Genomic DNA, 23,298 nt, shown 5'->3' with positions numbered 1-23,298 from the left:
TAAGGGGGGCTGGGATGATGTATAGCGATATCAAGAAGGACGCAGATTATCTGCTTAATAGTTTTGCATCTGGCGAACATGAAGTTCCAAATGCACTTGATGCAATGAAATTGAGTGCTGCTTTTCCGGTAACCTGTTTGTCGTTGTATGCATTATCGTTCGCATACATCATTTATAGCTTTGTGCCGCCAGACGATGTGTGGATTAACCCGACGCTGCATTATCAGGGGCTGACGCTGGCCTTCGGTGGCTTCACACTAATCTTATCTTTAGCGATTATGGCTATGACTTATACTCCGTTTCTGTTGCTGACCGCTATACCTCAGACGGTGAGAAGTAAATCGCTACTGGTACAGAAGTTAAGCCGGACATACAAAAATACCTGTATAGCAGCAATCTTTGGCAATGGCATTTTCGCGTTAATGGCAGCCTGGAATCCGCAGTTATTTTATGCAGCGCCATTCATGCTTTTGATAAGTCATCTCATCATGCAGGCTATTATCAGTTCAGAATTAACACGCTATGGTATTGCTGGCGCAATGAGCAAATTCGCTAAGATTATTAAAAACATCTAAGACACCCAGTTCCTGCTAATACCCCTTCCGCCATTCTGGCTGAAGGGGTTTTCTTTATAAATTCTTCCAGTTAATACAGCGTGCCCAGGGGCGCGCCATTTCCGTTTTCTCTGTTAAATAAGGATGCACCTGTGAAAAACCGCAATGTCTTCGTGGCAGCGACTGCTGCTGCCTGTCTTATGCTTTCCGGCTGTAGTGCCATGAGTACAGCTATTAAAAAACGCAATCTCGATGTCAAAACGCAGATGAGCCAGACCGTCTGGCTGGAGCCATCCAGTCAGAAAACGGTTTATCTGCAGGTGCGAAATACCTCTGATAAAGACATGAGTGATCTTGAGCCGATACTGGCGCAGGACCTGCGTGCAAAAGGCTATACCGTGACCTCCAGCCCTGATGCTGCTTATTACTGGATTCAGGCTAACGTTTTGAAAGCAGAGAAGATGGATTTACGGCAGGCACAAAGCTTCCTGTCGACAGGGTATGAAGGCGCCGCTGCGGGGGCTGCTCTTGGTGCTGGGATTACTGCTTATAACAGTAATTCAGGTGGAGCCATTCTGGGCATAGGCCTGGCCGCGGGGCTTGCGGGAATGGCAGCAGATGCTCTGGTCGAGGACACGAACTTTACGATGGTGACCGATCTACAGATTTCCGAACGCAGCAAAGCAGCCGTGACGACAGATAATGTGGCAGCATTGAGGCAGGGAAACTCTGGCCTCAAGCTGCAGACCAGCAGTGAAGAAGGCAACCGTATGAAGTATCAGACCCGCGTCGTTTCAAACGCTAATAAAGTGAACCTGAAGTTTGAAGAGGCAAAGCCTGTTCTTGAAGCGCAGCTGGCTAAATCAGTCGCCGGCATCATGTAACGCAAGATACTGCTTAGCTGCTTCTGCAACTGTCAGGGAGACAGTTATTAAGATATAGCAGCTTGCAGGGTGCTGAAATTCCTGGTATTAAGTCATGACCGGTTGCAAAGCCGGCGGCATGCGCCTTAAGGGGGAAATAAGAAAATCTCTCCTGACAACGGGGCGCCTGCCAACCCCCGTCTGCGCCCCCCGGGCAGCGGACACCGGGGCAGCGTCAACACCACGGGTGCTGCCCTCCTCCCTTACGGGACCTCATATTTCCACGTTTCTCCCTGATATACGGGGTAGCGGAAGCGTGGCTCAGATTTAACCGACCTATATCCCTCATGCTCAGCGGGGTGCCTTTCCCGCAGCGCGCCGGAGTCTGCGTTGTAACGGCTGTACTTCATCCCCGACCTTAAATTTCTGAAGGAAATATCTATGCTCACTCTCAACGGTGCGGCACGCACAATTGTTATCTGGTTAACCCTGTGTTTCGCCTGGAGCGCCATCGTGCTGTGGCAGTTCGGGCCGGATATCGTAAAAACCATCATGTCACACAGCCATCTTTATGCCTGGGACCTCGCCACCCGCATGGTGCAGGGCGACATGATGCCCCCGGGCGTTATCACGCTGCTGCTGGTTCTGCTGGTAATGACTGCCGGCTGCGTGCTTTCCGGGCTCACGCTGGCCTGCTGGAATCTGTTTGTCTTCACCTGTGCTATCCCCGTCATGGCTGGTGTCTGGCTGCTGCGCCGGGCGGGGCTTATCCGCACCCTCGCGTCCGTCACGCTGAAATAATCTCCAGGGCCCGAGCGGCCCGGCTTCCACTTTTCTTTCGTCGTCAGCCTGCCCGATTCTCACGGGCGGGCTGCACCTGCGTGCTATCCGGAGTTACCCATGAGTTTTACACCCAAATACCTGACGCAGGGCGGCCAGATGACGGCCTACCGGCTGCGGATGTTTGTGCAGGTCAGCAACTGGATTTTCCACTGGATGCTGCTGCTGTTCGTGGTGGCCACCGGCGCGGTGTTCTGGCTGACGACGCCCGATGACGTGCTACGTAACGGCTTCTGGTACTGGGCAGCGTGGCCCAGCCACTCTCTGCTGGACCTGTCCCCGCGTGCGGCCGAAGCCACATGGGACATCTTCTGGCACTGCGATGAAAGTGCGCAGCTGTGCGCGATAAAGCTGACGCCGGCGCAGCTGCTGTCCAATCCGTGGATGCAGGACATGGGCCGCCAGTTCCTGACGAACCTGCGCTTTATCGCCAGCGCCTGCGGTATTGCCGCCAGCCTGCTCTGGTGCCTTATTGCCTGGTATGTGGGTCGCATCGGTAAGCGGGAGAGTGAGGACGAGTTTATCTCGGGCATGACCCTTACTGACCAGCTTAAAGAGGTCAACCGGCTGCTGAAAAAGGCCGGTGAGAAATCTGATCTGCAGATTGGCGGCCTGAACATGGTGAAGAACGCCGAGGTGATGAACTATCTCATTCACGGCACCATCGGCGTCGGTAAGTCCACCCTCATCCGCTGGCTGCTGGACTACATCCGCCGGCGCGGCGACCGGGCGATTGTTTACGACTCCGGCGGGACGTTTATTGAGACCCACTACGACGAGCGCCTGGACAAAATCCTGAACGCGCACGACAGGCGCTGTGAGAACTGGGTGCTGTGGCGCGAGGCGCAGGACGTGGTGGATTACGAGAACATGACGGCCGCGCTGATGCCGGTTGAGGGCGACTCCGATCCGTTCTGGGTCTCCTCATCGCGCACCATCTTCAGCGACACGGCCATGCAGTTCGCGTCCCGTCCTGACCGCAGCATCGAAACGTTCCTGAAAACCTGTCTCTCCATCGACCTGAAAAGCCTGCGCGAGTTTCTGAAGAACACCCCGTCGGCCAACCTGGTTGAGGAAAAAATCGAGAAGACCGCCATCTCTATCCGCTCGGTGCTGACCAACTACGCCAAGTCGCTGCGCTACCTGCAGGGGCTGGATAAAGAGGGTAAGCCGGAATTCAGCATCCGCGAGTGGATGACCGATGCGCAGTACGACAGCAGCTGGCTGTTTATTTCCACAACGGCACGCCACCGCAAGGCTGTGCGCCCCCTGATATCGATGTGGCTGTCGCTGGCCACGCTGCTGCTGCAGAGCATGGGCGAGAACAGCGACAGGCGCGTGTGGTTTATCGGCGATGAGATTGCCAGCCTGCAGAAGATACCGGAGTTCAACGAAACGCTGGCCGAGGCGCGCAAGTTCGGCGGCTGTTTCGTGCTGGGCATTCAGAACATGCCGCAGCTAATCCACATCTACGGCCGCGAGATGGCCAAAGCCATCTTTGACCTGCTGAACACCCGCGCCTATGGCCGTTCGCCGAGCGCTGAGGTGGCCAAAATCGTGGAGGAGGAACTGGGTCATCAGCGCCGGCGTGAGGCGCGCGAGCAGAACAGCTACGGCCTTGACCAGGTGCGTGATGGTATCTCGATCAGTAAGGACAAGGTCAATGAGCCTATCGTGGACTACGACCAGATTATGAAAATGCCAAACCTGCAGTTCTATGTGCGCCTTCCGGGCGAGTACCCGGTGGTGAAGCTGAACCTGAAGTACCGCAAACAGAAAAAATATCACCCCGCGCTGATTGAGCGTGACTTTCATGACCGGCTGAGTCCGGAGCTCGAACAAATCATCAAGAGCAACGAACGCAGCTCCCGCGCGGCGAACATTTCGTTTCCGACCGGCGAAGAAATACTGGAAAACGGTGACCGCACCACCGCCACATCCGGGCCGGAGACCGTACCTGCTTCACCGGCTGCCGCACCGTTAAAAGCTGAGCCGCCCGTGAGTCGTCCGATTTCACCTGCTGAGCGGGAGGTTGTGACGCCAGTACCTGCTGCGACGCCGGCTCAGGCACGACCCGCATCAGAAGCTGTGAGTGATACGCCGCCGCCCTCAAACGTGCGCCCGTTCCCGCTACGTACTGTACCCGCGCCGGTCATCGCGGCTGAGGCTGAGCCGATGCCGGCAAAGCAGGCTGCGGTAGAGGCACCGCCTGAAACGAAAATGACGCCGCCGGCACCTGTCCGGCCGGTCACGCCGTCAGACACCGGGGGAGAAGCGTCGCCATCGGAAACGCCGCAGCCCGCAGTACGACCCGTTATCAGACCAAAACCGTCCGGACCCAGCGCACTCGATATGCTGGCGCGCCGTAAAAGCCGGGCTACAGCAGCAGAAAGCAGTGAAAGCAACGCTGAGGAGGCGGTGCCGCAGGACGGCGCGGCGCAGGGTGAAGCGCCTGAGCTCAGCATGCAGATGGAAAAAGACGACGGCGGCCGCCTCATCGTCCGGCACATCAGCCCGCGAAAAACCGACCAGGAAAAGCGCGAAGAGGCTGATGCCCGGCAGTACAGCGACGCCAACGCACGCATGGCCGATGACGAAAAGAACATCCTGCGACATCGCGACGACTACGACGCGTATCAGGAGATGAGTGACAGCCTTGACCCGGGAGGGTATGAACGATGATGACCGTTGCTCCGGTGGCCTCGGCCGCCGACGCTGCCGGCTACTACAGCAGCAAGGATAACTATTACTTTCTGGATGACATGCCCACGCAGTGGATGGGGGAGGGTGCGCGCGAACTCGGGCTTGAGGGACCGGTTGACCTGGATACGTTCACGGACATTCTGCACGGCAATCTGCCCAACGGCGTGATGCTGGGTAAGGAGGTGCAGGGTGCCCACGTGCATCGCCCGGGGCACGACTTTACCTTTTCAGCACCCAAAAGCGTCTCGATGCTTATCCTTGCCGGCGGCGATAAACGCCTGCTGGAGGCACACCATGACGCAGTAAAAGAGACGCTGGCCATCATGGAGCAGACGGTAAGCGCCCGGGACACGAAGGAGGGCGTCACGCGCATCGTGACCAGCGGAAAAATGGTCGCCGCCCTGTTCACGCACGATACCTCCCGCAACCTCGATCCGCAGATCCACACGCACGCGGTGATGGCCAACGTCACGGAGCTGGACGGCAAATGGAAGGCGCTGGCCACCGACACCATTCACGGTGCCGGCTTTATCGAAACGGCATACCGCAACCAGATAACGTACGGCAAAATTTACCGTAATGTCCTTAAAGGTAAGGCTGAGGCTATCGGCTATGAAACCGTGCCGACCGGCGGCCGTCATGATTTGTGGGAGATAAAGGGCTTTACGGAAGCGGTGCTGGATGAGTTTTCCTCGCGCCACCGGGAAATCCACGCACGCGCTGGCGAGGATGCCTCGCTGAAGAGCCGCGACGTGGCCGCACTCGATACGCGCCAGCGCAAGCAGGACATCAGCCGCTATGGTGAGGACGAGGCGGCACCGGGGGGCACCCGGCCTAAATCTTCCTCCATACCCGTGCAGGCTGAGCCTGCGCCGGAGCGGGCTGCGGCAGTAACAGATAAAATCCCTGCAACAGCGGATAAAGAAACGTTAGCCCCGTTAGCAGAGGATAGAGACGTGCCGGCAGAGTCTGGTCCTGAGAGCGCGGTGTCAGCCGCAGAAAAAGCGGCTGTTACAGCGGATAAGGACATATCAACGCCGTCAGCACAGGTTAAAGATGACCCGATCGCCAAACCTGAAACTGCTGACGGCCGTGCCCGGCTGCAGGCGCGCTGGCAGCGTCAGATGGAAGATACCGGCTTTGACATTCAGGGCGTCATGAATGAAGCGCGTGAACGTGAAATGTCCCGTCCTGAAGCGGGTGAGGTGCAGGACGCCCCTGTGCCGGCGATGGACGCGGTCCGCGCTGCCATTTCCGTGCTGAGCGATAGCCGGACCCGCTTTACCTATGGTGACCTGCTGCTGACCGCCCACGATGCGGGTGAAACGCAGCAGAAGCTGCCAGACCTGCGCAGGGCCATCGATCAGGCAATCAGTGAAGACCTGCTGACACCGCTTGACGGCGAAAAGGGCGTGTTTACCTCACAGATCCACCTACTTGATGAACTCTCTGTTCAGTCGCTGACGGCAGAAATCCTTAGAGAGAATAAAGTGGCGAATATGCGCATCTTTTCAAAAGCGCCGCCGGCACATCTTGAAAAAGTGGCGCGATCACCGGTGGCCATTCTGAATGCGCCAGCTTCCGTGCAGCGCCTGCGCGAAACTACCGAGGAGCTGGTGACAATGTCACGGGAGCAGGGGCGGGACGTGAAAGTGCTGTCCAGCTCCGCAGAGCGTGCGCTGAGCTTTGGGACATCCCCGCTGCTGAAGAACGATTTGCTGTCGCGCAGCCGCGTGCTGGACAGCACGTTCAGCCTCGGCGTGCAGAGCACGCTGATTATTGAGGGCGCGGAAAAACTCGGGCTGAAAGAAGTGCTGGTTCTGACCGCCGAGGCGCGGGAAAAGAACGCGCAGCTGCTGTTCCTTGACAGCGCCGGCCGTCAGTCTAACGCCAGTGCGCTTTCCGTACTGGCTTCAGCCGGGGCGGAGCGCCTCACGCTGAGCACCCCGGCACCTGAAATGGACGTCCGGGTGCTGAGTATTCAGGACAAGCGCGAGCGGTATCAGGTTCTGGCCGATCGCTATGCCGAACTCAGCGGCGGAGACGCGCCTGTAACCGCTGTCGTGACGGGTGCCCGTGAACAGCAGCAGCTCACCAGCGTCATCCGCGACGCGCTGCAGAACGCCGGCAAACTCGGGCGTGATACAGCAGAAGTCGAGGCTCGCAGCCCTGTTTTTGCTTCCGCCAAAGAACGCCGGCTTCCGTCTACCTACCGGGCAGGTATGGTACTTGAAGATCGCACGGAAAAAGAGGAAACGCGTCACTATGTCATCGATCGTGTGCATGAGGATACGCGCATGCTGACCCTGATTGACGGTGACGGCGTGCTGAGCCGGGTGAAAATGACAGCCCTGACCGGCGACTGGCGCCTGTTCACGCGTGTCACCCTCAGCGTGGCGCCAGGTGAGCAACTTTTTGCGCTCGCAGCCGATAAAGAAGCCGGCGTCAGGGCGCGCGACCGGCTCAGGGTAACGTCGGTGGAAAATGGCATGCTGACGGTTCAGCGGGACGGGCAGAAGCGTCCGCTTCGCCTCAGTACGGATGGCCCGTTATACGTTACCCACGGTTACGTCAGCGCGCCAGGTAGCCGGGACAGCGAGACGGGTACTGTGCTTGCGTCACTTGGCGCCCGCGACCTGTCCGCCAACATGATGAATTCGCTGGCGCAGTCTGGAAACCAGGCTGAAATTTATACCGGCGAAGCGCTGGGTCGTGCGGAAGAGAAGCTCAGGCGCCTGCGGGATAACCGTACACCGCTGGAGCTGGTCCGCCAGCTGAGCGGCCGGGAGGAGGCCGGTGAAGCGATGGGCGCGTTGAAAGCCGGCATTCAGACTGATGCGCAAAAGGCGGTCTCACGGGCAGTATCTAATATGCGGGATGTCGCTTTTCCGTTTGCGCAGCTGATAGAAAAAGCGGCCGAATTTCTTGGCAGCACAGGCGGGGTCGGCGGAGAAATAATCCGGTTAGAGCAGGCCGGGGAGCTCATTAAGGTACCGTATGACGGCGAAATCCGCTATGTAGCCCGTGCCACATGGGAGATGGAGAAAGCGATCGTCAGGGAAATTGAGGCCGGAAAGAACGTCCTGACACCGCTGATGACCAGTGCTGCAGCCGTACTGCCCGCCAGCCTGACAGCCGGACAGTGCGACGCGTCCGCACTTATCCTTGAGAGTGCTGACCGCTTTACGGCGGTACAGGGTTACGCAGGGGTGGGTAAAACCACGCAGTTTGACGCTGTCAAAACGGCCATTGATACACTGCCCGAAACCGTACGGCCAGTCGTTATCGGCCTGGGACCGACGCACCGTGCAGTGAAAGAAATGCGCAGCATCGGTATTGAAGGTCAGACCATGAAGTCATTTCTGCTTGACTGGCAGCAGCGCACCGCCGCCGGCGAAAAGGTCAGTTATGACAATACGCTCTTTCTCATCGACGAGGCCTCCATGCTGGGTAATCAGGACACGGCTGAGGCCCTGCGCGCCATCGCGGCGGGCAATGGCCGTGCTGTCATGGTGGGCGACGTCGCTCAGCTCGAATCACCGGAGAGCGGTGCCCCCTTCCGCCTCCTGCAGGAGCGCAGCCCGATTGATGTTGCGGTGATGAAGGAAATCAAGCGCCAGCTCAGCGACGATCTGCGCGGCGCGGTTTACAGCGTCATTGAGAACAAGGCCGCGGCGGCGCTGGAGAAAATTGACCGCGTATCCCCTGCCGTGGTGTCGCGTCAGGCGGGCAGCCAGGCGCCGCAACGTTCCGTTATTGAAGTTCCGCCGCCGCCAAAGGATGAAAATGGCAATGAACTGCCCGGCCCCGACGGAAAAAGGGCGCCCCTTGTCCATGATGTAATCGTGGCCGACTACATGAGCCGCACGCCGTCTGCACGTGAAGATACGCTTATCGTGACCTCACTGAATGACGACAGACGCGCACTGAACGCGGGTATTCACAGGGCGATGACGGAGGCAAATGAGCTGGGCGGGAAGGCAGTCCTAGTGCCGGTGCTTGAGCGGGTCACCAGCGGACGCCATGACTTTAACAGGTTTGATGCCTGGAAGGTCGGCCATATTGTACTGAGCGGCGATCGTTACCTGAAGGTCACAGGCCTGGACCGCGGCACGAAGAACGTGCTGCTGCGGGACGAGGATGGCCGGATGCGCTATAACTCGCCTGCCGAGCTTAACGCGACTGAAATCGAGGTTTTCTGGCAACAGACCCTTGAACTGCGTACTGGTGACAGCGTCCGTATGACCAAAACTCAGCGGCAGGCAGGCCATGCGGCGCATGAACAGTACCGGGTGACGGCGCTGCATGACAATGGAAATGTCGTACTGAAAGGTGCGTCAGGTGAGAAGGTGATTTCTCCGGGCAATACTCTGGCTGACCAGCATATCGACTATGCGTGGGCGGTGACCGGTCATGGTGCTCAGGGCGCAAGCAGTCGCTTTGTTATCGCGCTGGAGAGCGCCACCGGCCGCCGTGGCATGATGAGCGGAATGCGGGCATTTTATATCAGCCTGTCGAGGGCTAAAGAGCACGTGCAGGTTTACTCCGATAACGTGGAGCTCTGGAAAAAAGCGTTAATCCGGGAAGAAAAGGGCTTTAAAACCGCCCACGATGCGCTGTCGCCGGAAACTGAGCGTAAGCAGGCCCGCGCCATATGGACGATGGGCCAGCCGCTGACGAAAACCGCCATCGGGCGGGCGTTTCTGAACGGCAACGGACTCGGCGGTGCACCGGTTACGGCCCGCATTATTCCACCCACACGCAAGTATCCGGATCCGCATCTGGCATTGCCGGCTTATGACGGTAACGGCAAAGCAGCCGGCCTGACGCTGGTTCCGCTGCGCCATGAAAAGGGCGTTATTAATCCCGGCCAGTTTCGTCAGCTGGCAACGGAGGGTGCACAGGCTGCCATGCTGCAGAAAAGTCGCAGTGGCGAGGTCGTGCTCGTCACCGATCTCACACAGGGATTTGCCGCAGCGCGCGAAAAGCCGGAAGCGGGAGTATTGATAGTGCACGGACGTCAGATTCCATCCGCACAGCTTCTGAAGGTGGCGGGTGGCAACCTGGAAGAGCTGCGTCGTCCGACGCCACGCTTCTGAGCCAGGTGAAAGCTGAGTTGCAGGAAATGCTCGCTGTTCTGCCGCGAACGGAGAGAGAGCAGGATGAGCAGGCTGCGCTGCGCAGTGCAATAAAATCAGTCAGTAATGACAATCTGATGGAAAAAAGCAGCCTGCCGGCAGTGCCACCAGGCCCGGACGGGATGGATAAGGTTACGCTGGCGGTGCAGCTTGCAGCGCGTGTGGCAGAAGTTATGGAACAGAAACTGCCCCGTCTTCCGGGCGAGTCCCGGCCGGATTACAGCGCGCTTGTCCGACAGGCTGCCCGGACACTGGCGGATACGCCGGATGCCTCATCTGATGCTGCGGTGCGCGCCGTGCTCGGTGCGCTGTCGGTAGGCGGTATACCGGACAGTGTCAGGCAGGCTGCCGCAGGAGGCAGCGACGGCGCGCCCCCGGCTGATGTTGTCCGCCAGGTTCAGGAAGAACTTAACCGTTCGCGGTCTGCAGTTAAAACGGCTCAGCCGGAAATTCCGTCAGCGGCGCTGGCCAGTGCCGCGCGCGAACTCAACCAGCAGGCGCAGGTCAGCCTGCCCCCTGAAGCGCGGGGGCGGGAGCCTGAGAGGGAGTTACCTGCCCCGGAAATCACCCGTCACATACAGAAAGAACGTTAATATCCTTTGCGGCCGTCCTCAATGCGGCTGCGTCACCTTCGGCCTGCCTCCGCAGGCATATGAGATAAATCATGAAAAATACCTTTAAGATGGCCAGCATTGCTCTGGCCATGAGCACTGCTTTGTTTACAGTACAGGCCGGTGCTGCCGGCGCTGACGCGTTTACCCCGGAGCAGCAGGTCCGCATCGGTGAGATTGCGGCGGACTATCTGGTCGCGCACCCGGACGTGCTCATTGAGGTGAGTAAAAAGCTGCAGGCACGACAGCAGGCCATGCAGCAGCAGGCTTACGTGCAGTCAGCGCTGAAAACACACCGGCTGCTGATACAGCTGGATGGCGTGCCTGTCAAAGGGCCGGCGGACTCAAAAGTCATCGTGACCGAGTTTTTCGATTACGAATGCATCGCCTGCAGCATGATGGCGCCGGTGATGGAAAAGGTGATGGCTGCAAACGCCGGCGTTCGCTTTGCGTTCCGGGACTGGACCATATTTGCCGCCCGCTATCCTGAATCAGAGCAGTCTTCACGCCGTGGGCTGGGTATTTACCGGAAGCAGGGGGCAGATGCGTACATGGCATTTCACAATGGTATTTACCGCACCGGGCATAACGAAGGAAAACTGACGGCAGAAGACATTGAGAAGGTCGCTGCCGCGGCCGGTGCAGATGAAGCTTCAGAGGAGGATAAAACCGTTTCTGACCATATTACGGAGAACAATGCAGCTCTGGCTGAGATGCTGGGGCTGACGGGAACACCCGGCATTATTGTCATGCCGGCGGAAAATGCCACTGCTCAGAACATTACGGTAATACCCGGCGTAGTCAGCGAAGGCGTATTGCAGCAGGCCATTGCGCTTGCTGCCGCTAAGGGTTTGTAACTGCAGCGGCATAGCTGGGCGGGTCTTATTTTGATAAAAATAAAGGCCGAAAAATCGGCCTTTTGGGGGCAGTTTAGATATCGAAGCTTGGTGGAAGTCGTTTTCTGATTCACTAGCTTACTGTTTACTTAGAGAGATTTCACCTTCACGTGCTCGCCGCCCTAACTGCCTGGCATCGTAGATTATCGATATAATTGAGACGCTTACAATTATCATGATCAGCATAAACAATGTCAGGCTGAAAGATGTTTGAGAATTAAACATCTGGATAATAAATACAGCAAGCGGCGAAAGTGCCAGCACGGTAGATACCGCCAGAGGCGTTGCCAGCTCTATTCCTTTTTGAAGAAAATAAATTGAGGCACTTACGCCAATGAGCGCAATAAGCAGGATTGCAAAGAGGATGCTGCTGTTTACAACTACTCCATGCTGAAAATACAATATACCAAGGCATACCGCGATTAATAATGGAAATCGTAGGGACAAAAGCGCCGATGCGGGTATTTTTCCGACAGCAAAACGTTTTGATATAACAACGGTAGCAGTAATACTGATGCTGCATAAAGTCGCAATAATTATTCCCACAATCATTTCCTCGCGGGTATACGGTGTATAAACATTTCTGAAAGTTACGGTATAGACACACATAGCTATCGCTGTAATGAAGATGACCATATGACAGGAGCGGGTCACCAGACTGACCGGTTGCCCCTTAGAGAGCAGATAAATCGTCATACTGACAGGCCCTAAGCCCTGGGTCAGCGTTACAGCGACGGAGGGTTCAAGATACTTAACGGCCAGGAAGTAAAACAGCCAATTGAACATTGAGACGATATTCAATGCCACCAAAAGTCGCCACTGAGTAAATAGCATTGAGTATGCTGATCTCTGGCGTACAAAACCCACTGTAGCAAAAACCATAGTCACAACCATAAAGCTCATGCCGACAACTAAAAAAACATTTACACCATGCAGCCAGATATTTAACATCACGCTTTGTGTCGAGGCGATTAAAATATAAAGTATTGTGAAAAACACACCTGCCAGGTACTTACCCTGCTCCGTCATTCATGACTCCTAATTATCAAAAAACTGTTGGTGCCATTTTTCCAGCATATACAGTGTCCACAGTGCATAACTATGGCTACCGTCAAATTCCCTGACGAATTGGCGTAATTTGTCAGGATTAAAATAGCCGCGAGATAATGCCTGCTCGCTGGTCAGAGTATCAATGATGAGGGTTTTCATCGACGATACCATCCACTGCTCCAGAGGAACGGCAAGTTCCTGTTTTTTTCGGTCAACAATATAGGCTGGCAGGTAGCGCTTCGCCAGACATTGCAGGAGGTATTTCTCCTTCCCGGCATGGAGTTTGAGCTGTCCCGGCAAACGACTTCCAAAACCAACAATCTGCCTGTCCAGAAAAGGGGCGCGTACCTCAAGCGAGTTAGCCATTGATGCGATGTCCACCTTGACCATCTGAGCTTCCTGCATCCAGTGATTGAAATCATATTCCATAGCAGCAGAAAGAGGGTCTGAGTGCATCATTAGTTCATCGCGATAGCGTCTTACCTGTGCAACGCTACCCTCTTCGGCTAACCGTAGTGCCATTGATCTGCTATAGAGTTGTTGGCGTAATTGACCTCCTACGCCATCGGTTAAAAGCGCCTGATAAAATTCGGGGAATGCATCTGCACGCCATGTCTTATTTAACAGGTCAACCTTGCGCGGCAGTTTATGCTCAGCGGGTAAATGGGGGAAATTTGCTACCAACGAGTAACGGGCATACCCACCAAATAATTCATCTGCCCCATCACCGCCGAGTACTACCGCCACGTGCTGACGTGCCAGACGATACATAAAGTGACTGGCTATTGAAGAAGGAAAAGCAAAAGGCTCACCAAAGTGCTTTACCAGATCATGTGCCGCGTCGAAAGCCTCTCCCGGTGTAATGATGAAATCATGATGCTCTGTACCCAGATCCTTTGCCAGCCTTCGGGAGTACTCCAGTTCGCTAAATGCAGATTCATTGAAGCCCACAGCGAAGGTTTTCAGCTTATGTCGGCTCTGCTTGCAGGCGATGGCAGTAATCAGGCTTGAATCAAGCCCGCCGCTAAGCATGGTGCCAATTGGCACTTCCGCCATCAAACGTTTAGAGATAGCCTGGTTCAAATACTCATCGATCTCGTCAACCCACTGTTCCAGCGGCTTTTCATCCGACTCTGGCTGGTAATTCACGCGCCAATAATGCTGTCGGCTTTCCTTTCCGTGCGCGAAGCTGACACCTCCACCGGCTGGCACTTTACTTATGTTTTGGAAAATACAGCGATCGCCCGGAACCACACGAAAGCGCAGAAAATAATCCAGCGCCACCGGATCAATATGGCGTGGAATACGTTGATCTTTTAGTAAGGAGTTCAGTTCAGAAGAGAAGCTGACAATACCATCATGAACAGCATAAAACAGTGGTTTCTTACCTGCCGGGTCGCGAGCCAGTAGCAGTGTATCGTCGATTCTGTCGTAAATGGCTAGAGCGAACATGCCATCCAGTCGCTGATAAAAGGCTTCACCGTCCCGTTGATAGAGGTTAACTATTACTTCCGCATCGGATTCAGTTTCAAATCTAAATCCCTGAGCTATCAACTCAGCACGTAAACGCCGGTAATTGTAGATTTCACCGTTAAATACCAGAACATATCGCCCGTCATTGCTGTAACAGGGCTGTGCGCCATTATCCAGAGCGATGATTTTTAAACGCCGCATGCCTATGCTGACATGCTCTTGATGATAGACACCTTCTTGATCTGGACCACGGTGCTTCAGAGAAGCTAACATTGACGATAACATTGAAGGCTGCGTCGGCTGGCGACGATAGTTGATGACCCCTGCAATACCACACATATATTTTCCTTGTTAGAGCGACTTAGTAGCGGCGTTTACTGACGTTGCCGGTGATTTCCTGTGCGTCAACACACTGAATACGAATATCACCGACCAATCCGGAAGAAATCATTTGAGCTATATCGGGGTTTCGGGCCAACAGATCATGCTTGATAGCTGCACTGACTTCGGTCGGAATTGATTTTGCCGCGATGCGAATTACCAGGCCGCCTTCATGATCGGCGAGATCATATTTGTGATAAGGCAGGTTATTTGCCAAAGCATCACTTATATCGCTGAGGTTAATTTTTTCACCGTGCTTGAATTCACCGGCAAAACGGCCTAAGCAACGCTGATAAGTGTAAATGGTTCGTCCACCAATATTTTCCTGTGCGAATCCTTCAATTAAATCGTTAGTCACAAAACGTACAGCCGGGAAGTATTCACGAGCAAACGAAGTGAGCAGTAAAATACCGCCATCACCACCATATTTCGCACCAGGATATAGACTTTGTACCGGCACAACTTCTGGTCGCACATATGAATCAAACTGATAACGCTTGAGTGCATGGTTATAGAAGGCGATAGAGCCGATTTCAATGCTACCAAAGAGATCTAAAACCTGCGCTGGTTGAATATGGAAGTAGTCCGCTACTTTATTTTGCCAGTCCAAACTTGCAACGTCGCCTAACAAGATGATCCTCTTTGGCTGAAAATCGAGTTTTCCGGTTGCTATAAGAGAATCAAGTATCATCGGCATTGTAAAAAAAATGTCAGGCTTGAAGCGGTTAAGCACCTCGATATGTTGCTCAATCGGCCTTGTGAAATCGATCAATTCGACATCACACCCCATTGCCTGAAAAATTTCTCCGGCTGTTGCGGCCGCATGACCTGTACCCAGATCAGCACAGGCGCGGGTATGCCCTTCTCCGCAAAAATCTCTGATGATCTCCATGCGTTGTTGCAAATAAATACGCTGATCATTATCGGAATAAAAGATACGCTTACGCTTGCCGGATGTGGTACCAGATGTCAGATAACTGTGATGCTCTCCGTGAAAGCTATTTTCCGCATGGTAGTAATGCTGCGTCAGCAGTTCCTCTGTAATAAGTGGGAGCGACTCCAGGCGGCTGAGATCTGCCTGCTTATCCCTGAGTAATTGCGCATACCATGGGAATGTGGCGCTGATGTTTTGTACCCACAGTTCCAGATTCATGTTTTCTCCCTTATTCATCCATTAAGCCCAAGTGATAAAAATCCGCTTCGACCTCACGGATTTCTGCAATCGTCTGTTTTAGTAAGGCAGGGTTATCCCTGATAGCAATGATTACTCCCGGAGAACTCAACAGGTCACAGGTCACTTGCTGTATATCTCCGGGGGCGTAGTGATAATTGACGCTGATAACGCCGTCGATCTTGATGAATTTTGCTTCCGGTGTGACTTGCACCCGACCCAGGGAAGGCGAAATCATGTAAACATATGCGGCGCGTCGATGGCCTGAAAAGTCATGCTGCCGTCTACACTCCTGCAGGAATTTAGCCGGATGTAGCACAGCCTGTGCTAATTTGCTTATTTGTGAATGCCCCAGACACTCTTCGATAATATAAGGGTCTGCACCGCCTGCAACCCGGGCCCCGATTTCAATCAACACAGGCCCCCCCGAAGTCATCATTACTTCGGCATGAAAAGCCCCATTATTAATGCCAAGTGCCTGGCACACCTGCGCGGTATAGGCGGTCAGCACGTCAAAGTCGGCATCATTCTGATAGTGCAGGTACTGCGTTTCATATACCGGGAAACCGTTGCGCTGTTGTTTTTTGGATTGCCATAATTCAGTAAAAAAGTACTCCCCCTGACAGGCAATGCCATTAACTACAAATTCCTCTCCTACCAAAAACTCCTGACACAATACTTCCCGATTAGGACTTCCAAAAAAATCCTTTTTAGCCAGAATGGCGTCAAATGCCTGAAGGGCCTGCGCCAGGTCATGACAGATAAATACCCCATCGGTACCAGCACTTTGTATTGGCTTCAGTACCACCGGCCAGCGAGCGTGACTTGCCAGCCATTGCTGTAATTCATCTGAGTGCCCAGCCAGCTGCTGATTGATGGAAGCCACGTCCTTTAGAGCGAGCTGTTCCTGCATCAGGTACTTATTACGTCGTGCAGCAGATAGTTCGAACTGATTACTGAAAGTGAGTTCCAGGGCGTCATTCAGGCAATCGGCTAGTCCAACTGCGCCTTCGCTACCAGCCAAAATAGCCTTGATGGTGTAAGGCTGCAGCTGACTAAGTAGTGTTTCAATATTGCCATCATGGACGATATGTCTGTCACTGCGGGCGATAGCCAGTTGATTATCGGCGATGAAGACTTCCGGTAGAAATGTAGATTGGACGTGAAGACAAAAATATCCGAGCGCCTGAAATGCAGGGATTAAGTGTTTGCCACCAGACCAGGCATCAATGATTACGATGACTTCTTTATTGTTCAAAATCGACATAGTGCTATTCCTGATAAATAATTAAGTCCTGCCGGCTTGTTCTGTTAATGTTTGGCAAACGATAGACGAAATATGAGCGGTAACCGCGTCCAGACAATATCGCCAGTAGAAGTGGTTGCCTGGATAAGATTTACCTCCATTAAAAGCGTGACTGTAATCCTTCCATGCCGGCATATTGTCGTTACGATCCTCCTCTTGTTCCCCCCACAATGTATAAAGCGGGATTTTCAATGGTGGATGCAACGGTGACTGATACTGATGATAAAGCCGATAATCCTGCCGAATTAATGGCAAATAGCTCGCCATCAATTCACTCTCCGCGGCCATTTGCTTCGTCATCCCGCCCGTGTCAATCAGGTGTTGAATAAAATCCCGATCGGGCAACTCGTAATATCGGGTCATGCCAGGATCGCGGCGATTCGATGGTAGGGCGCTGGAGATGGCTATGAATAACAAATCTTCTGCCATCTGCCGCTCGGTGAGGTATTGCGAAATTTCATATGCAAGCGCGCCGCCCATACTGTGACCGAACAGGCCGAATGGTTGTCCGCAGGCGCGATCGATTATTTTCCCCGCCAGATCCTGAATTGCATGTTCAAAAGTGGTATACAGCGGTTCATCCATACGGGAAAAATGCCCCGCATAATCGAGTGGTTCCCACTGAATTTCAGGAGAAAGGTGCTCCGCCCAGCCATAGTAGTGATGCGCGCCGCCGCCAGCGTGTGGTAGGACAAAAATCAGACACATTACTTACTCTCCGCCTGCACAGAAGATGCATCCAGCCAGGCGGCCATCTTGCGAATAGTTGGATATTTAAAAATATCTCCCAGGCTTACTTCCTGAGGCGTCACCTTCCTGAGCTCAACCAGCAGGGTCATAGCTGCCATCGAATCCCCGCCTGATGCGAAGAAATGGGCATCAGGTGATAAGGATGGCTGTCTCAGGATTTTTTGCCAAAGGCTTTTAATCTGATGTTCAGTAGCAGAGATAGATTCGGCAGCGAATTTCTCGCCGCTCTGTTCCTGACTATTCTTCCAGTGGCTTAGTAGTAATTTATGGTCAAGCTTCAAATTGTCGGTAAGTGGAAGGGCATCTAACTTTTGCCAGCGAGTCGGTACCATATATGATGGTAACTTCTCACCAAGCAATGCTTCAAGGTTGGTAAAACTTTGTTCGGCAGCATCGCTATTCCATACAATGGAAGCCAGCAATCCTTGGCCATTCGGTAGTTTGATTGGCGTTACGGCTGCATATTGTATGCCGGGTAGTTGCGTAAGATTGTGCTGTACATCGGCAAGTTCAATGCGGAATCCATTGATTTTGACCTGATCATCAATGCGGCCAAGATACAGTAGATTTCCCTGTTCATTCTGGCGCACCCGATCGCCTGTGCGGTAGTAACGAATCCCGTCAATTTGGACAAAGACCCGGTCCGTAAGATCCGGCGCATTATAATATCCCTGCGCGAGGTGGCGGCCAGCCACCAACAGTTCACCCTCCTCGCCGGCCGCGCAACGCTCTCCATTTTCATTCAGGAGCAGACATGTCACATTTTTAAACGGGCGGCCTATATGCGGCGTTTCGCCTCGGATCTCACAAAAACTGGTATTGATTGTATTCTCAGTAGGCCCGTATACGTTGATGTAAATGGCCTGACTTTCGACAATCTCACGCCAGAGTTCTGCGTCTATCGCCTCACCGCCTACAATCACCAGCCGCAAAGCATCACATTTTTCATTAAGACCTGCGCTGAGCAGTACTTTGAGATGAGAAGGCACCAGGTCTACATTAACGATAAAGTTGTCGCGTAGATATTTGACTAGTTCATAGGGCGATTTTCTTACCTGATCACTGACAACATGTAAGCTATAGCCCAAGGCAACTAATGCCATACGCTCTAGCGCACTATCGAAACAGAAAGAGGCATTTATAGCCACAGGCCCTTCGGCGACGTTATGCGCCTGATAAATATCACGCTGGTGACTCTCTACCAAATGAATCAATGATTCGTGGCTAACCATTACGCCTTTTGGTTCTCCGGTGGTACCAGAGGTGTGAATAATATAGGCAGGAGTGCCAGCCACTGTTGATTCAGCTCGCGTTTCTGCAGGCAGTTCTGTCAGCTCTAAGCTTGGGTCCGTCTGTGAAGTATGGATCAGTACCCGCACGTGCGAACGATGCAAGATCCCCTCAATGCGTGATGATGGCCATTGATTGTCCAGAGGCAGATAAACCCCGCCAGCCTCCCAGATCGCATAGGCTGCAACGATATAATTTATTCCCCGCGGCAGTTGCACGGCCACGTGTTCGCCGCGCTTGATCATAAGTCGCAATCTTTCAGCAAGGGTGCCAACTTTCTCAAAAAAATCAGCGAACGTAAGCGAATGATTGTCATCCTGAACGGCCAAACGATTGCCAAAACGCCGTGCAGTGGTCTCAAGAAGCGAGTTCAAGCCTGGCGAGTTAAAAGCCTCAACGCTGTGCATGAGGATTCTCCTCTGCTGAGGGATAAACCGGGTCTATCAAAGCAACACGCACCGCTCGTTCCCCTTCAAAAGGCTTGCGGCCATGACTAACTAAGATATTGTCGGCAATCAGAACATCCCCGGTTTGCCAGGGGAAAACCAGCTCCGCCTTGACTAAGGCTGCGCGAATATGATCTACCACCTCATCCGGGATTTCCTCACCGGTGCCATACACAGCGTGACGCGGTAGTAAATCACGCCCAAGACTGGCAAGTAACGCCTGTCGTACGGGCAGCTCCAGGTTAGTGATATGGAACAGATGTAGTTGATTGAACCACATCTCTTTGCCATTCAGAGGATGCCTGCGTGTCGCGCTGCGCAGCTGGGAAGTACGCAAATGGCTGTCAGAAAGCCATTCACAATCGATTGCATTTTTAACGCAATAAGTCTCAACCTCTCTTTTGTTCTCGGTCTGAAAGGCTTCCTGCCAGGAAAGATCGAATCCTCCATCAAAATTGCGCAGATAGCGGATGCCTTTTTGTCGAAATTCAGCGACGATCTCCTCATCGATCAGCGAGAGCACCCGTGAATTGTCTGCAATCGGGGTTTCCCCGCCTTTGAGTGCAGCCTGATGGGCATAGAACAAAATTTTTCCAGGCACAACTTGCTGAAAAGCATTTTCACTGTGGTTGGCGATAGTTTTCGCTGCCGGATATTCTGTACTGGTGTACACACCCTGAGCAGTTTTCTTGCGCTGTGTCGAACGCTCCTGATAGGTCAGTTCTTCTTTCGCTAAGATGCTTACTAACTGGCTGAACTGCTGGTCTTCGTTGATGGAAAAACCGCGAAACAGCAACGCTCCTTTCTCCGACAGGATTTCGTCGATAGGGTGATTACTGAAAAACTCGTCGATAGATGCGTCACTGGTGGAAGCTGTTACCAGAGAAACGTGCGGAGCTCCGCTGACCAAGGGACGAACATTATAAGAGTGGCTCATTGTTTAAAGGCTCCAGCGTTGGGGGTCGGGAATGAAACCGGGGATGACGTGTCGGCCAGGGGCATCACATTTATACCGATAAATAAACATGGCCAGACTAAGATCGAGTACGCCCAACCCAAAGGGAGAAAAGATAGTGGGTTTAGATTTATCGAGCTTTATTTCATCGTTGATAACCTGCGCCAGCGTTCCGTTGATAAAACGGCGATGACCATATTTTTGTTCAGCAAGATGGGGTGACGTGTTGGCCTTCATGCAATGCTCTATATCGTCCAGCACGTTGTTGCAAGCGTGAACAATCTCAGGGGATAAATCGCGTAAAGAAATATTGAGTATCAACTGATGAGGCTCAAAGAGCTGGTCATCCATAATATGCGGTGAAGCTGCTGTAGTCGTGAATATAACAATGTCTGCAGCCAGCGCTTCCGACTGATCGACTGCTGCCATCACCGGATATAGATCTTGCTGGTTAATATTCTTAATGAATTTATCTCGGTATTCTGTCGAGATATCGTGAATAACAATGTTGTCAAAAGACCAACCTTCATCTTTAAAGAAAGCAAGAATCGTTCTGGCGATCAGACCACCGCCAATAATAGACAGGCGTTTTGTTTTTTTACTTGATGGTCCCAGGTGATTGGCCGCCAGTACTGCAGAAGCCGCAGTTCGTGCTGCGCTGATTTGCGACGCCTCCATGCATGAGAATGGGTATCCTGTCTCATAATCGTTAAGCAAAATTACCGCCGATGCCCGCTGCAGGTTGGCTTCTATATTGCGCGGGTAGCTGGCAATCCACTTGATACCGGAAACAGAGGTGTTAGCCTCAGGGTTGTCTATGGCGGCAGGCAGTGCAATTATTCTTGCTTCTGGTTTATTTTTAAATCGCAGGAAATAACTATCTGGATTATCGGTTTTACCCTGATGATGCGTCTGATAACACTGGCTGACCAGTGCGATAATATCCCGTCTTGAAGAATCTATAACCTTTTTTATGAAGCCGCCTGTGATGACCTCAAAATCAACCTGATCGTCAGACATATCCTATCCCTTCCATATTGCTATTTTTTTCCTGAATTTCCCAACTGTCCCCAAAGGTGCGATAACACCATTCGTCGTTATAAACAGTATCTACATAACCGCTACCCATATCGGGTGAAATTGCCACCACATTGGCATCCCTGGCGATATCCTTATGTAGACGCTTAACTGCAGCCAGTATCGTGCCAGTAGAAGCGCCCCCCAGATAACCAAAGCGGCGTGCGATATCGCGGCAGGTCGCAACCGTTTCTGCTTCGGGGATCTGAATCAGCAAGTCAATTTGAGTCTCATCAAAAAAATGAGGTTGAACGCTGGAGCCTAATCCCGGCAAATGGCGGATAGCGCCTGGGGTACCGAATGTGATGGACCCTATTGAGTCAACAGCAATTAATGTGGTTTCCGGAGAGTAACGGCGGAAGAATCTGGCGCAACCCATCAATGTCCCTGTGGTACCAGCACCGATAAAGAGATAATCAACCTTACCGAACTCTGCCAGGATAGATTTAGCAGTCATTTCTGCATGCACAGCGGGATTGGCCATATTTTGATACTGGTTAAGCCAGATGAGTGCAGGATCCTTCTCGATGGCTGAGCGTATGCAAGCCAAACGATTGCCTAGATAGCCGCCCTGAGCATCTTTGTGTTCGATGATAATCACTTCAGTACCGAGTGCCCGCATCATTTTAACGTTCTGCGGTGAAGTGTTTTTATCTACGACACAAGTGAAATGTAATCCCTTAGCGGCGGCAATGATGCTCAGTGATAAACCAAGATTGCCAGAACTGGACTCGATAAATCTTTTTGATTTAAGTAAACCTTTTTCTTCAATAGCGTCATTAATTAGAGCTTTAGCAGTTTTCATTTTAATGGAACCGCCAGCATTCATCCCTTCCACTTTTACAAAAACGTCAATATCATAAGTAAAAGCCTTAAATTTCAGAAATATATCGTCATTTATAATTTCATCTACCGATTCTAGCTGCATGCTTACTCCGGTTGAAACTCAGCCTTATAGGTAAGGCGAATTTATCATAAACGTTGAGCTATGAAAGTTAAAAAGTTAATAAAATGTAACGTAACAGGGTTCGTGATTACTATCATTCAAAATTTGCCAGCATTAAAATACTTGCAGATGTGGCTTAGAATAAGCAGCAGAGAGTCCTAATTGACGGTATTTGCGCGAGTGATTGATTAACAGAGGTAGGAAGATTTTCAGATAAAGGCCATAACACCATCATTCCTTAGACTGATAACAACATGCCCGAACACTCCTACTCTCCGCGGAGACATGTCATCCCATCAGGACCTTTTCCATCAGACTGCCACATCATTCAGGCTGTTCGTTCCTCGCAACGCAGCGGTATGCCTCAACCGGAATGCTCTGCCCGTCGCTCTAAAAATGCGATCATCCGAAATCCTGCCAGAGGGGCACCATCCCGCCAGACGCGTGATTTGGATTAAGTCAGGTCGTTATCTTGAGGGTGGTCAAAATGAACTTATCATTGAGTTTTTTTTATCCATACGATTCGTACTATGCGCAAACTGTGCTGGATTTAAGCGGGTGAGATGGGTATCCTTTTCAGAATTCGCCGGGCGGCGATCCTTTTTAGATCCTTATCGAATACTGTGGTGGTTGACGATGAGGGTTTGCAGTAAACCTGTGGTCGATCATGCGCGGCGCGGGAATGAACTAACCGGATAAAACGTATCCGTAAAAACGTCCAGGGTATGGAGTCCGCGTTTCATCGGGCTCTGAATGCAAAAACCCCCCGAAATCTGGTATCAACTTGGCGGAAGAGTCAGAAATCAGGGGGTCCAAAAGCAGGCGCAGCGCCTGTGAAGGATTATAAC

The 23,298-nt window shown here is 52.7% G+C and carries 16 protein-coding genes; 7 read left to right on the top strand and 9 right to left on the bottom strand.

Features of this window, described 5'->3' with window-relative positions; genetic code table 11:
* The first annotated feature begins 14 nt into the window (after nucleotides 1–14).
* From WFO64_RS20875 to WFO64_RS20845, 7 genes are all read left to right on the top strand, one after another.
* A complete protein-coding gene (locus WFO64_RS20875) occupies nucleotides 15–575 on the top strand; it encodes a hypothetical protein (protein WP_337013970.1) in 561 nt (186 codons plus the stop codon).
* A gap of 179 nt (nucleotides 576–754) precedes the next feature.
* Nucleotides 755–1,438: a complement resistance protein TraT gene (traT, locus tag WFO64_RS20870; protein ID WP_129063691.1), complete on the top strand. Its 684-nt coding sequence runs from the start codon at nucleotides 755–757 to the stop codon at nucleotides 1,436–1,438.
* Nucleotides 1,439–1,858: 420 nt separating this feature from the next.
* Complete coding sequence (locus WFO64_RS20865; RefSeq protein ID WP_337013968.1) at nucleotides 1,859–2,218, top strand: hypothetical protein; 360 nt, start codon at nucleotides 1,859–1,861, stop codon at nucleotides 2,216–2,218.
* Between the two features lie 99 nt (nucleotides 2,219–2,317).
* Nucleotides 2,318–4,939, top strand: coding sequence for a type IV conjugative transfer system coupling protein TraD (gene traD / locus WFO64_RS20860; RefSeq protein ID WP_337013966.1), 2,622 nt, complete (start codon nucleotides 2,318–2,320; stop codon nucleotides 4,937–4,939).
* The gene (mobF, locus tag WFO64_RS20855) at nucleotides 4,936–10,059 is read left to right on the top strand and encodes a MobF family relaxase (RefSeq protein ID WP_337013964.1); all 5,124 of its coding nucleotides are present in this window, start codon (nucleotides 4,936–4,938) and stop codon (nucleotides 10,057–10,059) included. The genes traD and mobF overlap by 4 nt, the downstream gene beginning before the upstream one ends.
* 26 nt (nucleotides 10,060–10,085) lie before the next feature.
* The gene (locus tag WFO64_RS20850; RefSeq protein WP_337013962.1) at nucleotides 10,086–10,691 is read left to right on the top strand and encodes a hypothetical protein; all 606 of its coding nucleotides are present in this window, start codon (nucleotides 10,086–10,088) and stop codon (nucleotides 10,689–10,691) included.
* Nucleotides 10,692–10,762: 71 nt separating this feature from the next.
* Nucleotides 10,763–11,566 carry a DsbA family protein gene (locus WFO64_RS20845; RefSeq protein ID WP_013360163.1) on the top strand — a complete coding sequence of 268 codons (804 nt, stop codon included), beginning with the start codon at nucleotides 10,763–10,765 and terminating at the stop codon, nucleotides 11,564–11,566.
* Between the two features lie 117 nt (nucleotides 11,567–11,683).
* On the opposite strand, the gene WFO64_RS20840 is transcribed toward WFO64_RS20845, so the two are convergent.
* Genes WFO64_RS20840 through sbnA form a run of 9 tightly spaced genes read right to left on the bottom strand, consistent with a single transcriptional unit; the run spans nucleotide 11,684 to nucleotide 22,432 of the window.
* The gene (locus WFO64_RS20840) at nucleotides 11,684–12,634 is read right to left on the bottom strand and encodes an EamA/RhaT family transporter (RefSeq protein ID WP_337013959.1); all 951 of its coding nucleotides are present in this window, start codon (nucleotides 12,632–12,634) and stop codon (nucleotides 11,684–11,686) included.
* Between the two features lie 9 nt (nucleotides 12,635–12,643).
* On the bottom strand, nucleotides 12,644–14,467 hold the full coding sequence (asnB, locus tag WFO64_RS20835) for an asparagine synthase (glutamine-hydrolyzing) (protein ID WP_013360160.1): 1,824 nt from the start codon (nucleotides 14,465–14,467) through the stop codon (nucleotides 12,644–12,646).
* Nucleotides 14,468–14,489: 22 nt separating this feature from the next.
* Complete coding sequence (ddaG, locus tag WFO64_RS20830; protein ID WP_013360159.1) at nucleotides 14,490–15,662, bottom strand: fumarate--(S)-2,3-diaminopropanoate ligase; 1,173 nt, start codon at nucleotides 15,660–15,662, stop codon at nucleotides 14,490–14,492.
* 10 nt (nucleotides 15,663–15,672) lie between these two features.
* Nucleotides 15,673–16,947 carry a dapdiamide A synthase gene (gene ddaF, locus WFO64_RS20825; RefSeq protein WP_337013956.1) on the bottom strand — a complete coding sequence of 425 codons (1,275 nt, stop codon included), beginning with the start codon at nucleotides 16,945–16,947 and terminating at the stop codon, nucleotides 15,673–15,675.
* Nucleotides 16,948–16,968: 21 nt separating this feature from the next.
* Entirely contained in the window at nucleotides 16,969–17,694 is a 726-nt protein-coding gene (locus WFO64_RS20820) for a thioesterase II family protein (RefSeq protein WP_337013954.1), read from the bottom strand.
* On the bottom strand, nucleotides 17,694–19,433 hold the full coding sequence (locus tag WFO64_RS20815; protein ID WP_337013953.1) for a non-ribosomal peptide synthetase: 1,740 nt from the start codon (nucleotides 19,431–19,433) through the stop codon (nucleotides 17,694–17,696). Before WFO64_RS20815 ends, WFO64_RS20820 begins: the two co-directional genes overlap by 1 nt.
* Complete coding sequence (locus WFO64_RS20810; protein ID WP_013360154.1) at nucleotides 19,420–20,409, bottom strand: TauD/TfdA family dioxygenase; 990 nt, start codon at nucleotides 20,407–20,409, stop codon at nucleotides 19,420–19,422. The genes WFO64_RS20815 and WFO64_RS20810 overlap by 14 nt, the downstream gene beginning before the upstream one ends.
* A gap of 3 nt (nucleotides 20,410–20,412) precedes the next feature.
* Nucleotides 20,413–21,447: a 2,3-diaminopropionate biosynthesis protein SbnB gene (gene sbnB / locus WFO64_RS20805; protein WP_337013951.1), complete on the bottom strand. Its 1,035-nt coding sequence runs from the start codon at nucleotides 21,445–21,447 to the stop codon at nucleotides 20,413–20,415.
* Complete coding sequence (gene sbnA, locus WFO64_RS20800) at nucleotides 21,440–22,432, bottom strand: 2,3-diaminopropionate biosynthesis protein SbnA (protein WP_337013950.1); 993 nt, start codon at nucleotides 22,430–22,432, stop codon at nucleotides 21,440–21,442. The genes sbnB and sbnA overlap by 8 nt, the downstream gene beginning before the upstream one ends.
* Nucleotides 22,433–23,298 lie beyond the last annotated feature (866 nt).

It is taken from the genome of Pantoea sp. AS142 (assembly GCF_037152305.1).
GTDB lineage: Bacteria > Pseudomonadota > Gammaproteobacteria > Enterobacterales > Enterobacteriaceae > Pantoea.
The sequence above is the reverse complement of the archived record's forward strand: the minus strand, read 5'-3'. Positions and strand labels throughout refer to the sequence as shown.

Excerpts from the sequence above, each read along its gene's own strand:
- sbnB (WP_337013951.1), bottom strand. The coding sequence starts at position 21,447 with ATGTCTGACGATCAGGTTGATTTTGAGGTCATCACAGGCGGCTTCATA.
- WFO64_RS20845 (WP_013360163.1), top strand. The coding sequence starts at position 10,763 with ATGAAAAATACCTTTAAGATGGCCAGCATTGCTCTGGCCATGAGCACT.
- traT (WP_129063691.1), top strand. The coding sequence starts at position 755 with ATGCTTTCCGGCTGTAGTGCCATGAGTACAGCTATTAAAAAACGCAAT.
- WFO64_RS20865 (WP_337013968.1), top strand. The coding sequence starts at position 1,859 with ATGCTCACTCTCAACGGTGCGGCACGCACAATTGTTATCTGGTTAACC.
- ddaF (WP_337013956.1), bottom strand. The coding sequence starts at position 16,947 with ATGTCGATTTTGAACAATAAAGAAGTCATCGTAATCATTGATGCCTGG.
- sbnA (WP_337013950.1), bottom strand. The coding sequence starts at position 22,432 with ATGCAGCTAGAATCGGTAGATGAAATTATAAATGACGATATATTTCTG.
- WFO64_RS20810 (WP_013360154.1), bottom strand. The coding sequence starts at position 20,409 with ATGAGCCACTCTTATAATGTTCGTCCCTTGGTCAGCGGAGCTCCGCAC.
- WFO64_RS20820 (WP_337013954.1), bottom strand. The coding sequence starts at position 17,694 with ATGTGTCTGATTTTTGTCCTACCACACGCTGGCGGCGGCGCGCATCAC.
- WFO64_RS20815 (WP_337013953.1), bottom strand. The coding sequence starts at position 19,433 with ATGCACAGCGTTGAGGCTTTTAACTCGCCAGGCTTGAACTCGCTTCTT.
- WFO64_RS20850 (WP_337013962.1), top strand. The coding sequence starts at position 10,086 with ATGCTCGCTGTTCTGCCGCGAACGGAGAGAGAGCAGGATGAGCAGGCT.
- mobF (WP_337013964.1), top strand. The coding sequence starts at position 4,936 with ATGATGACCGTTGCTCCGGTGGCCTCGGCCGCCGACGCTGCCGGCTAC.
- WFO64_RS20875 (WP_337013970.1), top strand. The coding sequence starts at position 15 with ATGATGTATAGCGATATCAAGAAGGACGCAGATTATCTGCTTAATAGT.
- ddaG (WP_013360159.1), bottom strand. The coding sequence starts at position 15,662 with ATGAATCTGGAACTGTGGGTACAAAACATCAGCGCCACATTCCCATGG.
- WFO64_RS20840 (WP_337013959.1), bottom strand. The coding sequence starts at position 12,634 with ATGACGGAGCAGGGTAAGTACCTGGCAGGTGTGTTTTTCACAATACTT.
- asnB (WP_013360160.1), bottom strand. The coding sequence starts at position 14,467 with ATGTGTGGTATTGCAGGGGTCATCAACTATCGTCGCCAGCCGACGCAG.
- traD (WP_337013966.1), top strand. The coding sequence starts at position 2,318 with ATGAGTTTTACACCCAAATACCTGACGCAGGGCGGCCAGATGACGGCC.